We start from the raw sequence: 11,622 nt of genomic DNA, 5'->3' as shown, positions 1-11,622 counted from the left end.
ATAATTTTTATAATGTCTGTAAGATTAAATCTTGACTTCTACAAATAATAGTGCTTTTTCTTCTTTATACGGATCAACTAAGTAAGAATTTGTAATATCTGTAACTATTGGCGATAAGTAAGTTGTTGTTTCAATAAGCTTATCAATAGCATTTTGTCCGTCTTTTAATATTTTATCGACTAGTTTTTATCTTTATAAAAACTATTTATGGAACCTATTAAGGTTGTTGATATCTCATATATAATAACACTGTTTTTAATTATATTGGTTATATTAGAGCCTAATTTTGCTGTTTTAGAAAAAATTAAAGAAATAACAGTAGGATATTTATTAAATACATTAGGTAGTTCTAAAAAATTATTTACGGCTGAATAGGCAGAATTGGTTGCTTCTGAAAAACAATTAAATGCTTTGTATATATTTTCATAATTGTTATTGCCCATAAACTTACCTCTTTTTTATATAGATAATTACCATGTTTCATGGTAATTACATATCATACTACTAAATTAAGAAGTGTCAATATTAAAATTTATTTGCTGATATCCTCTAAACTCCATCTGGCTTTTGGACAGAAATTCAAAGGAGTAAATAACTTATTATTGTAACGCTCAAGTCCTGCATATGCAATTATTGCAGCATTATCGGTACATAAACGGATAGGTGGATAAATAAGCTGATAACCATATGTTTTAGCACAATTACTTAATATTTCTTGTAAATATTTATTAGCAGCAACCCCACCGGCAATAACTATAACGTCATTTAAAAAGCTTGATCCAAGCGGATTTTGCGGGTAGAGCCTGTGCTCATGTACTTTTGTACGCTCCGCAGGCTCTTCCTTAAATTCATTTTGTCTGAAGCTTTTTAAATTTAGCTGTGTAGTATAATCTATATTCTCGTAATAATCATTTACAACTCGTTCATATGCTATAATAGCATCCTGTACCTTACTACTTAGAATTTCTCCTATGGTGAACTGAAAACTTGCCGCTATATCATTAATTACAGCGTCATTAAGTTCCTTTAAACTCTTTATTAAAGTACGTACGGCAGTTTTAAGCCCTGAAAAGGACATATTGCAATTACCGCTGTTAATTATAGGTTTTGGAAATTTATATTTATGAGGATTGCCAAGTGTTGCTCTTTTCTCAATTTCAGGTCCTCCAGGAAAGGCTAAGTTTAGCATTTTTGCTACTTTGTCAAAGGCTTCGCCTACGGCATCATCTATAGTAGATCCTAATATTTTATATTTTCCAAGCCCTAGGACCGCTACAAATTGGCAATGTCCTCCCGAAGCTAACAAGAGTAAATAAGGATAAGGGGTACTATCGGTTAGCCTTGCGGTTAAAGCATGGCCTTCTAAATGATTAATTGCAATAAATGGTTTGTTTAAAGCACTGCTTAGCGACCTTGCAAACATTGAACCGACTATAACACCGCCGATTAAGCCTGGACCGGAAGTTGCGGCAATTGCACTAATTTCCGTTAATTTAGTGCTGCTCTCTTTTAAAACATTTCTTAATGCTTTATCTAGATTCGATAAGTGAGAACGTGCAGCAATTTCAGGTACGACCCCTCCAAAAACTGCATGTTCTGTATTTTGTGAAATAATTATATTAGATAGGATTTCTCGATTTTCGGTGATTATAGAAACAGCTGTATCGTCACAGCTTGATTCTATACCTAAAATTTTTATCATTCAAATTGAAACCGGTATTGGCTAAAAAAGTAGTGCTACCCGCGTGGATACCAAATCGTCATTGTTGCGTAGACCGTTCCCGTCATTGCGAGGAGTTGCGTTAGCAACGACGTGGCAATCTCAGGATATTTAACGAGATTGCCATGCAGTCTACGACTGCTCGCAATGACAACTCATATCCATGCAACAATGCCGGCTCGCAATGACGATATTTATCTTTATTTAATAATGCTTAATTAGATATCTTTAAGGTATTTAATTGATTATACAGCTTATAAATAGATTGTTCGGCATCAATAATTTTTTTATTAACTATTTTTAGTAATTTTTCCGAAGGTTTTTCTGTTATTTGCGTTGCAGAACTTACTTGCTCTGCTAAATTTTTAAGTGATTCTTGTATTTCTACAAAAGATTTCTTAAATTGTTCTTTAATAGTAATAGATGATTCTTCAAGCTCTTTAATTTTTAAGCATAGATTTTCTAATAAATGATCTATTTTAGTTTGCATTAAAGTCAATTTTTGCTTTTGTTTTTCACTAAGATAGCTTAAAGTTTCTTGCATTTTTGCCTGTATACGTACTTTTGTAGTACGTTCAAGTTCTGAAGCTAAACCTATTTTACTCATTAAAAATATTATCCATTTGTGAACGTCAAAATGATACCATTTTGCACCGTTACGATAATCTGAAGGAAAAGCATGATGGTAATTATGCCAATTTTCACCTAGTAAAAATAGAGCCATCCACCAAATATCTCCAGCGGTACCTTTGTAATATTGTTTACTACCGGCAAAGTGGCATAAAGAATTAACACAGAAGGTTGCTTGCTGCTGTAGGAATCTACCGAGTCCCATAAATAAAAATCCTGCATATGCCGATAATATAGTACCTCCGACTAAGTAACCGATAAATAAAGGCACGACAATATTCATAAAAGCTGCTATTTGCCAATAATATTTTAGCTGCCATTTTAATAAATTGTTTTTCCGGTGCTTAGCCCAAGTAATGCGATCAATAGACTTATAGCTACCGCTTCCGACTAGCATCCATCCTATATGAGACCACATAAAGCCTAAAAATTTATTGTCAAATTTTAAAGGAGTATGCGGATCTTGGTCTTGATCCGTATATCTATGATGTTTATAATGATTCGATGCCCAAGATAAAGCCGGTCCTTGTAATGTTCCTGCAGACAGCATAATTAAGACAAACTCGGCATATTTATTTATTTTATATGCATTATGAGACCATAACCTATGCAAACCAATCCCAACGGTAATATTATTAATATAATAACTAGCAATTATAAAAATAACTTCAGTTAGTTCTACCCCATAATCAAACGAATATTTAACTACAAGAGATATAATAAAAATAGGATAAAATATTAAAGCAAATAAAGCAGGCTTATTTAGTTTACTTAACATAAAATTTACAGTTTTTAGTTATAAAATATATAAATTAGCAACGAATAAAATCTTATTATATTATAGTATACATAAATATAATTAATAGATATTAACATACTTAATGCACAAATACAAAGAAAATTTGACAACAAAATCCTAGTCGCTATCTTTATTTAAACAATAACCGATAAAACGAACTGTCTTAATAATTAAATTGTCTTTCCCTAAGGCCTCTCTAATTCTATTTATATGAACACCTATAAGACGTTCATTAAAAGCCTCTTCACTTTCCCATAAATATTTTATTATTTCTTGACGCGAAAACACTTCATTTGGAAACTGAAAAAAAGTCGCAAAATTTTAAACTCAGTAGGACTTAGGCGAATATTCAGTCCGTCTTTGTATACTTTTTCAGTATTTTAAATCAATATTTATATTCTTAAATTTAATAATATTATCTTGTAAAACTGACTTAGAACACCTCAATAAGCTCTTTAAAGTACTTACTATTTGCTCAGATCAAAAGGGCTTATAAAAAAATAGTACGTTATCGTCTACTTCTGTTAAATTTAATTGCTTGTTTGGTAATAAAAATATTATAGGAATTTTAGAAAATTTATTAATTTTTCTAACGTTATTTATTGTTATTAAAGGATTTTCTTGTAATTCTGCACTAATAATCATGATAGCAAGCGGCTGACTAAAGAAATAAGTTAATGCTTTTTCTAGAGTTGGAGCCCTAATTATATTAAATCCCACTCTCTCTATGTCATTACTTAAAGAAATATTAACGCTTTTTATTCTTTTTTTCTATAATTAAAACTTCAGGTAATAGCTTATCAAACACTGAATTAATCTCCATTAATATTCAGTAAATAATTAAAAATTTTTGTAATAATTTTCTGATTTATTAGGGTTTATAGCAAACTTTTTATAAAAAGAAACAAAGAAATAATAATTTTTTAAAGATAATACTTGAATTTAATAGTTTTAGTTGCTATAAATAGCTTTATTTTAAAGTTTGTCTGTTGGAGATTTTTATATATCATGAGCTTTTATGAATCAGTTTTTATTATACGCCAAGACGTATCATTAAACGATATAGATAAAATCGTTGATGATTTTGCTAAAATTATCAAAGATAATAATGGCACTATCGTAAAAAAAGAATATTGGGGGTTAAGAATTTTAGCTTACAAAATCGGTAATAACAAAAAAGGACATTATTATTTTTTAGGTCTAGATATTACTGGTAATGTAAAAGAAGAGCTAGAAAGAAAAATGAAGCTTAACGAAAATGTCATTAGATTTCTTACAATTAAAGCAGATTCAATTAATAGTGAACCTTCACCGATATTAAAAAATCAGAGTACAGAGAATACTCCGGTAATTGATGTAACGATTAATAATTCAATTTGTAAGAATTAAGGTTAAAGAATGTTAAAAAGTAATAATGCTAGTGAAACAGCTACTCGCAAGGTAGGAGATAAAACTGCTAAAAAAGTGTTTTTTAGAAGACGTAAAGGATGCCCTCTTTCTGTGCCTAATGCACCTGTTATTGATTATAAAAATCCTGAGCTTTTAATAAAATTTGTCTCTGAAGGAGGTAGAATGCTACCAAGCAGGATCACAAATGTTTGTGCAAAGAAACAAAGAAAGCTAAATAATGCTATTAAAATTGCAAGAATTTTAGCGTTATTACCTTTTGTATTTCAAGCTAAATAAAGGCATAATACATGGAAATTATATTAATAAAACCCGTAAGAAAATTAGGTAAAATTGGAGACATGCTCAAAGTAGCAGACGGATTTGGTCGTAATTATCTTTTACCACAAAAATTAGCGATTAGAGCTACTGAGCCTAATAAAGAGCTAATAGTGAAACAAAAACACGAATTTGAAGCAAAAGATAAGCAAATAAGAGAAGAAGTAGAAAAAATTAATACTCTTATTAAAGATCAAAAATTAGTTTTTATCCGCCAAACATCAGATGACGGTAAACTTTTCGGTTCGGTTACTAACAAAGAAATAGCCGATAAATTATCTGAGAATGTATCTTATAATATCTCTCATTCAAATATTATTCTTGATAAACAAATTAAATCTACCGGAATTTATACAGTTGAAATAAGACTCCATGCGGAGCTTAATGCTATAGTTACAGTTATTGTTGCAAGATCAGAATCAGAAGCACAAGATTATTTACGCGAACAAAAGACTGAAACTTCAGAAGATTTAGCTGAGTCAGCGTAAATTTTTTCTATCGTCATTGCGAGCGAACATCGTTCCTGTGGCAATCTAGTTAAAAATTCTGATTTACAGAATTTTTTTAATTATTTTTCTGGATTGCCACGTCGCTTCGTTTCGGTGTTGTTGCATGGATCGAAAAATCTACTCGATGTCATTCCCGCGTAAGTGGGAATCCAGCATAAATCGAGCTTTTAATTTCAAAAATTTGCTGTATTTATACTTTTTTTCTGGATTCCTGCTTTCGCAGGAATGACATACTACTACGTTTGACCACAATATCCGAACACTTTACAATACTAATATTTTTCAACTATGCTATATGAAAAATTTGAGTATAATATCAATAATCTAATAGGTAATTTTGGTTTATCTAAAATAGCGGTCGCAGTCTCCGGTGGGAGCGATTCGGTAGCACTTCTTTATCTCGCTAATATTTGGGCAGAAAAAAATAATATAGAATTATCTGTTATATCGGTTGATCATAACTTACGGGAACAGTCGAAGCAAGAGACCCATTATATCCAAAATATCAGTAATAGTCTAAATCGTAAACATTATAGTTTAACTTTTGATCACCAAAATAATTTTTCCAATTTACAAGAAAGAGCAAGAGAAGGACGCTATGATTTGATGACAAATCTATGTCTAGAACTCGATATATTAGTACTTTTAACTGCTCACCATGAAGATGATTACGTAGAAAATTTTTGTTTAAGATTAGAACGTAATAGCGGTATATTTGGACTTAGTAGCAGTAATATTAATTGGTATAATAATATACAAATAATTAGACCGTTATATAATATTCCAAAAAGTGAATTAGTAAAGTATTTAGTCAGTCATAATATAAAGTGGTTTGAAGATGAGTCAAATTCATCTGATAAATATAAACGAAATATTATTAGGCAAAAATTAGCTAAAGGCGAAGATTATATTAAAGCCGATATAATCTTACAACAGCTTAAAATTAATGATTTACTAGATAATAAATTTAAACCGGAGTTAATATCAGCAATAGCCGAAGCAGTCAAAATTTTTGAATATGGTTTTACTTTTCTTGATTTAGTTAAATTTGATAAGTTTTCAAATGAGGTGAAAGTACAAATAATTAATTTTTTACTGATAATAATTAGCGGACAATCTAGAGCAGCTCGTTTTTATTCGGTAGAACCTATTTTAAAATTAATTACTCAAGATGTAAACTTTAAGAATACCCTTCATGGCTGTGTAATTAATCGCATACAAAACGAGTTACTTATATACAGGGAATTCGGCAAAAAATTACCTGAAAATAAAATATTATTGGATAAATCCGTTATTTGGGATAATAGATTTTGCATCACAAGAAATCAAGAAACTCCAAATTGTTTTGTAACTCATCTATCGTTAGAAGATTATAAAATGATAAAGAAACAATTAGATCTAGAGCCTTTGAAAAATCTATCCTGCAAAAACCACAATGCAATTTTATTTACCTTACCTATCATTAAAATACTTGAAAAAGTTATAGCAATACCACATATATCATATTATGATAACGACATGTGGAACTTTGAAGTATCTTTTGCTCCAAATTTTGTATCTCGTTTCACCCATTTTTGCTAACACCGGTATTTAATACCCTATTACCGGACAGTTTTTTAAAAGCCTATGCGATGCCACCCCCGCGAAAGCGGGGATCCAATAGAAAATTTTGATTTTAAAGGTTTTTTATTTAACTGGATTCCCGCTTTTGCAGGAATGACATCAGACAAAAACTGTTCGGTACTATAATTTAATACCGATAAAAATTTTTATTAGGTTTTATATCGATGAATAATCAAGGTAGAAGTATTTTAGCTTGGGCAGCACTTTTTGTTTTCGTAATATTACTTTTTAATGTTTTCCAATCTGACGGTTTACTTGGTGGAAGAAATAATATAACTTTCTCGGATTTTTTAACACGAGTTGATGAAAAGACCGTTAATTCGGTAAAAATTCAAGGTAGAGTAATTGAAGGCGCTTCAAATGATGGCTCTACTTTTAACACTTATGCTCCTGATTATCCTGATTTAGTAAACCGTCTTACTAGTAATGACGTTAATATTGAAGTAGTACCTCTTGAAACAAGAATGAACACCTTTTTAGGCTTTTTAATTTCTTGGCTTCCTATGCTTTTATTGATAGGTGTTTGGGTTTTTTTCATGCGTCAAATGCATGGAGGCGGGAAAGCCATGGGGTTTGGAAAATCGAAAGCTAGGTTACTATCAGATAAAGGACCAAAAATTACCTTTAAAGATGTAGCGGGTATCGATGAAGCAAAAGAAGAATTAACTGAAATAGTAGATTTTTTAAGAGATCCAAGCAAGTTCCAAAAGCTTGGGGGTAAAATACCGAAAGGCTGCTTACTTATAGGGCCTCCTGGAACAGGAAAGACTCTTCTTGCTAAAGCAATTGCAGGCGAGGCTAATGTTCCGTTTTTTAGCATATCCGGCTCTGATTTTGTTGAAATGTTTGTGGGTGTCGGTGCAAGCCGTGTGCGTGACATGTTTGAACAGGGTAAACGTAATGCTCCTTGCATTATCTTTATCGATGAAATTGATGCGGTAGGTCGCCATAGAGGTATCGGTATGGGCGGCGGCAATGATGAACGTGAGCAAACCTTAAATCAAATGTTAGTCGAAATGGACGGCTTTGAAGCAAATGAAGGGGTCGTGATTATTGCAGCTACAAACCGCCCTGATGTTCTTGACCGTGCATTGCTACGTCCCGGTAGGTTTGATCGTCAAATTGCCGTTGCAAACCCTGATATAAACGGTCGTGAACAAATTCTAAAAGTACATTTAAAGAAAATTAAATATAATAGTACGGTACTAGCACGAATTATTGCTCGTGGTACCCCGGGCTTTTCCGGTGCTGAACTTGCTAACTTAGTTAATGAGGCTGCTCTTATCGCTGCAAGGCTTGGTAAGAAAGAAGTAGATATGCACGACATGGAAGAGGCGAAAGATAAGGTGCTGATGGGAGTTGCGCGTCGTTCTATTGCAATGTCGGAGAAAGAAAAAAGATTAACTGCGTATCATGAAGGGGGGCATGCGTTAGTCGGGCTTTATTGTCCTGCAGCATCGCCTATTCATAAGGCTACAATTATACCGCGTGGTAATGCTCTTGGAATGGTACAAAGACTTCCTGAAACTGATGAATATTCTCAGAATCGTGAACAGATGGAATCATCTATAGCAGTTTATATGGCAGGAAGAGTAGCAGAGGAAATTATTTTCGGTAGAAATAAAGTTACCTCAGGAGCTTCATCGGATATAAAAGGTGCAACTAATATTGCAAGAGCAATGGTTACAAAAGCCGGTTTAAGTGATTTAATAGGACCGATATTCCATGGTTCAAGCGACGATGATATGTATGGTAGACAACCGAGTAATGAAACCTCGGAAGCTACTGCAGAGTTAATCGATGCCGAAGTTAAAAGAATTATTACGCAAGGATATGAATTTGCAAAAGATATTCTAACAAAACATATAGATCAACTTCATACACTGGCTAATGCTTTGATTGAATATGAGACATTATCCGGTCAGCAAATTAAAAATTTACTTAGCGGCAGAGCTTTAGATTCAGAAGAGGAAAATAAGTTTCCTTTTAATGATTCATCTACTATAAAAATAGATAAAGAAAAATCACCTGAGAAAACAAAAACAGCTAAGGCTAAAAAAGAAAATCCCGCTTCCTAAGTTTAATAGTATAATTTATGTGTATAAATTTATAGATTTATTTTGCGGCATCGGTGGCTTTAGAAAAGCCTTGGAAACAAAGGGGCTTGAATGTGTTTTTTCTTCCGATATAGACAAAGACGTACAAGAAGCATATAAAAGAAATTTTGGTGATAAACCGCATAGTGATATTACTGAAATATCAGCAAACAAAATCCCTAAACATGATATTTTATGCGCCGGTTTTCCTTGCCAGTCTTTTAGTATTTCAGGCAAGAGGCTTGATCGGTCAAGTTAATAAAGGCTGTCAAGGTGAAAGGATTTACAACCCTTTCGGTCATTCAATAACTCTATCAGCTTTTGGTGGCGGGTGTTGGTGCTAGAACCGGTCTTTATTATATAAATGACAAGATAAGAAGATTATCAGTCAATGAATGTAAATATTTAATGGGTTTTCCCTAAGATCATTATGTTGCAGATGGATTAAAGGGTTATAGGCAGCTATGTAATTCAGTAATTCCACAAATAATAGCAAATATATATGACTCAATAATAGCAGTTTAATGGATAATGGAAACGCATATATAGGTAAAAATGTAGAAACTCTTTTTAAAAATAGTATCAGTGAACATATTGGTATAATAGATAAGATTAGAGATGTTTTTAAAATAGAAGGCAATTTTTCACATGCTATCAGCACAGGAATATATGCAGAAAAATCTGATGTTAAAATGAATTTTAGCTGCGGTTATAACATAGATGTTAGTATTAAGGCATATAAGCAGGCAATAGCCTATAATCAACTTACAAGAGCATCTATAAATAATTTTTGCAAAACATTTAACTTAAATTGTTTAGATTATCTACAAAATTTGATAATTAACAAATCGAGCAATATTAAGTCAAATTTAATTCCATTTGAAGAACAAGAAAGAGTGTTATTAATTTTTCAGCCTATTGCAAAAGAAATGGTTAAATGGTCATTCTCAAATGAAACTGCAAGAGAGTTATTAGTTTATATCCGAGAGAAGAAAAACTAATGCGTATATATGTAATGAAAGATGTTCTAAAAGCTCTAAATTATGATATTATTTTTACAAATAAGGGTAATATTATAATAGGTAATTATATTGTAATTCAACGAAAAGGGGGGGTGGCTCTTTAAGTAAAACAATCCCTAAAGATTCAATTAAACATCCCGGTAATAACATTCAACTAAAATTAAAAATCAAAGATTTTGTTAATGGTATGAAAAATTGTGAATTAGCTAATTATTTTATATAGTCCTAAAAATAAATTTTAAGAGAGTACTTAAATGGCAGAGTTAAGATTATTGCTAAATTCAGTAGTAAAAAAAGGAAAAGAGCATAAAGAACAAGAGGAAATGCTTAAACCTAAAAAGGTAAAGATTTATAGGTATGACCCTGATCTTGATGAGAATCCTACTATCGATAGTTTTGAGATAGATTTAAGCAAAACCGGACCAATGGTTTTAGATGCTTTAATTAAAATCAAAAACGAAATCGATTCGACTCTAACGTTCAGGCGTTCTTGTCGAGAGGGAATTTGCGGTAGTTGTTCCATGAATATTGACGGTACAAATACTTTAGCTTGCATAAAACCGATAGAAGAGGTATCAGGCGATATCAAAATCTATCCGCTTCCTCATATGAAAGTAGTGAAAGACTTAGTACCTGATATGTCACATTTTTATGCACAATACGAATCCATAGAACCTTGGCTCAAAACAGATAGCCCTACCCCTTCAAACTCTGAAAGGTTACAGTCGATTAAAGACAGAGAAAAGCTTGACGGTTTATATGAGTGTATATTATGTGCTTGCTGTTCTACTTCCTGTCCTAGCTATTGGTGGAACGGTGATAAATATTTGGGTCCTGCGATTTTATTGCAGGCTTATCGATGGATTGCCGATTCAAGGGATGATCATACCGGCGAACGTCTTGAAGATTTAGAAGATCCGTTCAAGCTTTATCGTTGCCATACGATTATGAATTGTACTAAGACCTGTCCGAAAGGCTTAAATCCTGCTAAAGCTATCGGTAAAATAAAAAGTTTAATTGCAGAACGCCACGGTGTGTAATGAAAAACTTATTTGTTATTTACATAGGGGGTTCTTGTAGCGGGGCTTTAATAGAATTGCATGATATTAGATTAGTTATAGCCGAAACTATTGAGGATACTTATAATTATTTAAAAAAAGTTGGTGAGGTTCTCTAGAAAGTTTGCATTTAGATGCCTAGGGCGTACTGACTTGGGCTGATGGATATAGCATTGAAATTGTTGACTTTGAACCTAATAATAATCAAGCCAAGTTATATTTTATTAATTTGGGAGGATATGATAGCAAAAAATTTACAGAGCTTCATAAAAATATTTTTGTTGTAGCAAAAAGTGAACAAGAGGCAAAATCTCGTGCGTTACAACATATCACAAATTGGGAAGTACTACATAAAGATTATCAGTATGATGTGGATAAGATTTTGAATGTTAGCGGCTGTAGGAGTCAAGATTTAATCTTACAGACATTATAAAAATTAT

General features: G+C 32.1%; 15 protein-coding genes and 1 pseudogene. 11 read left to right on the top strand and 5 right to left on the bottom strand.

Annotation, left to right across the window (positions count from 1 at the left end; all coding sequences use genetic code 11):
- Positions 1-42 precede the first annotated feature (42 nt).
- From KYQ89_RS06925 to KYQ89_RS06905, 5 genes and pseudogenes are all read right to left on the bottom strand, one after another.
- Positions 43-443, bottom strand: a pseudogene (locus KYQ89_RS06925) (DUF5424 family protein); the annotation flags it as partial.
- Between the two features lie 89 nt (positions 444-532).
- Positions 533-1,702, bottom strand: coding sequence for a tRNA (adenosine(37)-N6)-threonylcarbamoyltransferase complex transferase subunit TsaD (gene tsaD, locus KYQ89_RS06920; RefSeq protein WP_218460975.1), 1,170 nt, complete (start codon positions 1,700-1,702; stop codon positions 533-535).
- 232 nt (positions 1,703-1,934) lie between these two features.
- Positions 1,935-3,128 (bottom strand): fatty acid desaturase, encoded by a 1,194-nt coding sequence (locus KYQ89_RS06915; RefSeq protein ID WP_218460974.1) that lies wholly within the window; start codon positions 3,126-3,128, stop codon positions 1,935-1,937.
- 138 nt (positions 3,129-3,266) lie between these two features.
- Complete coding sequence (locus KYQ89_RS08080; protein ID WP_371920426.1) at positions 3,267-3,437, bottom strand: winged helix-turn-helix domain-containing protein; 171 nt, start codon at positions 3,435-3,437, stop codon at positions 3,267-3,269.
- A gap of 192 nt (positions 3,438-3,629) precedes the next feature.
- Positions 3,630-3,869, bottom strand: coding sequence for a hypothetical protein (locus KYQ89_RS06905; RefSeq protein ID WP_218460976.1), 240 nt, complete (start codon positions 3,867-3,869; stop codon positions 3,630-3,632).
- A gap of 288 nt (positions 3,870-4,157) precedes the next feature.
- Here KYQ89_RS06905 and rpsF point away from each other — a divergent pair, with 288 nt between their 5' ends.
- The 11 genes from rpsF to KYQ89_RS06855 all read left to right on the top strand — a co-directional run bounded on the left by rpsF (position 4,158) and on the right by KYQ89_RS06855 (position 11,615).
- Positions 4,158-4,538 carry a 30S ribosomal protein S6 gene (gene rpsF, locus KYQ89_RS06900; RefSeq protein ID WP_218460973.1) on the top strand — a complete coding sequence of 127 codons (381 nt, stop codon included), beginning with the start codon at positions 4,158-4,160 and terminating at the stop codon, positions 4,536-4,538.
- A 9-nt stretch (positions 4,539-4,547) separates the two neighbouring features.
- Positions 4,548-4,835: a 30S ribosomal protein S18 gene (gene rpsR / locus KYQ89_RS06895; protein WP_010420625.1), complete on the top strand. Its 288-nt coding sequence runs from the start codon at positions 4,548-4,550 to the stop codon at positions 4,833-4,835.
- A gap of 11 nt (positions 4,836-4,846) precedes the next feature.
- Complete coding sequence (rplI, locus tag KYQ89_RS06890; RefSeq protein WP_218460972.1) at positions 4,847-5,362, top strand: 50S ribosomal protein L9; 516 nt, start codon at positions 4,847-4,849, stop codon at positions 5,360-5,362.
- Positions 5,363-5,671: 309 nt separating this feature from the next.
- The gene (gene tilS, locus KYQ89_RS06885) at positions 5,672-6,964 is read left to right on the top strand and encodes a tRNA lysidine(34) synthetase TilS (protein WP_218460971.1); all 1,293 of its coding nucleotides are present in this window, start codon (positions 5,672-5,674) and stop codon (positions 6,962-6,964) included.
- A 206-nt stretch (positions 6,965-7,170) separates the two neighbouring features.
- Positions 7,171-9,084 (top strand): ATP-dependent zinc metalloprotease FtsH, encoded by a 1,914-nt coding sequence (gene ftsH / locus KYQ89_RS06880; RefSeq protein ID WP_218460970.1) that lies wholly within the window; start codon positions 7,171-7,173, stop codon positions 9,082-9,084.
- 19 nt (positions 9,085-9,103) lie between these two features.
- Positions 9,104-9,361: a DNA (cytosine-5-)-methyltransferase gene (gene dcm / locus KYQ89_RS06875; protein ID WP_218460969.1), complete on the top strand. Its 258-nt coding sequence runs from the start codon at positions 9,104-9,106 to the stop codon at positions 9,359-9,361.
- A gap of 265 nt (positions 9,362-9,626) precedes the next feature.
- Positions 9,627-10,103, top strand: coding sequence for a hypothetical protein (locus KYQ89_RS06870; protein WP_218460968.1), 477 nt, complete (start codon positions 9,627-9,629; stop codon positions 10,101-10,103).
- Positions 10,103-10,228, top strand: coding sequence for a hypothetical protein (locus tag KYQ89_RS08075; RefSeq protein ID WP_256621589.1), 126 nt, complete (start codon positions 10,103-10,105; stop codon positions 10,226-10,228). The genes KYQ89_RS06870 and KYQ89_RS08075 overlap by 1 nt, the downstream gene beginning before the upstream one ends.
- 150 nt (positions 10,229-10,378) lie before the next feature.
- Entirely contained in the window at positions 10,379-11,164 is a 786-nt protein-coding gene (locus KYQ89_RS06865) for a succinate dehydrogenase iron-sulfur subunit (protein ID WP_218460967.1), read from the top strand.
- Positions 11,164-11,301: a DUF1543 domain-containing protein gene (locus tag KYQ89_RS06860; RefSeq protein WP_218460966.1), complete on the top strand. Its 138-nt coding sequence runs from the start codon at positions 11,164-11,166 to the stop codon at positions 11,299-11,301. The genes KYQ89_RS06865 and KYQ89_RS06860 overlap by 1 nt, the downstream gene beginning before the upstream one ends.
- A 110-nt stretch (positions 11,302-11,411) precedes the next feature.
- Positions 11,412-11,615: a DUF1543 domain-containing protein gene (locus tag KYQ89_RS06855; protein ID WP_218460965.1), complete on the top strand. Its 204-nt coding sequence runs from the start codon at positions 11,412-11,414 to the stop codon at positions 11,613-11,615.
- Positions 11,616-11,622 lie beyond the last annotated feature (7 nt).

Origin of the sequence: Rickettsia sp. TH2014 (assembly GCF_019249195.1) — a bacterium.
In the GTDB taxonomy this organism is placed as follows: domain Bacteria; phylum Pseudomonadota; class Alphaproteobacteria; order Rickettsiales; family Rickettsiaceae; genus Rickettsia; species Rickettsia felis.
The sequence above is the reverse complement of the archived record's forward strand: the minus strand, read 5'-3'. Positions and strand labels throughout refer to the sequence as shown.

Coding starts and splice junctions, on each gene's coding strand:
- tilS (WP_218460971.1), top strand. CDS start 5,672: ATGCTATATGAAAAATTTGAGTATAATATCAATAATCTAATAGGTAAT.
- KYQ89_RS06865 (WP_218460967.1), top strand. CDS start 10,379: ATGGCAGAGTTAAGATTATTGCTAAATTCAGTAGTAAAAAAAGGAAAA.
- rpsR (WP_010420625.1), top strand. CDS start 4,548: ATGTTAAAAAGTAATAATGCTAGTGAAACAGCTACTCGCAAGGTAGGA.
- tsaD (WP_218460975.1), bottom strand. CDS start 1,702: ATGATAAAAATTTTAGGTATAGAATCAAGCTGTGACGATACAGCTGTT.
- rpsF (WP_218460973.1), top strand. CDS start 4,158: ATGAGCTTTTATGAATCAGTTTTTATTATACGCCAAGACGTATCATTA.
- KYQ89_RS06860 (WP_218460966.1), top strand. CDS start 11,164: ATGAAAAACTTATTTGTTATTTACATAGGGGGTTCTTGTAGCGGGGCT.
- ftsH (WP_218460970.1), top strand. CDS start 7,171: ATGAATAATCAAGGTAGAAGTATTTTAGCTTGGGCAGCACTTTTTGTT.
- KYQ89_RS06915 (WP_218460974.1), bottom strand. CDS start 3,128: ATGTTAAGTAAACTAAATAAGCCTGCTTTATTTGCTTTAATATTTTAT.
- KYQ89_RS06870 (WP_218460968.1), top strand. CDS start 9,627: ATGGATAATGGAAACGCATATATAGGTAAAAATGTAGAAACTCTTTTT.
- rplI (WP_218460972.1), top strand. CDS start 4,847: ATGGAAATTATATTAATAAAACCCGTAAGAAAATTAGGTAAAATTGGA.
- KYQ89_RS08075 (WP_256621589.1), top strand. CDS start 10,103: ATGCGTATATATGTAATGAAAGATGTTCTAAAAGCTCTAAATTATGAT.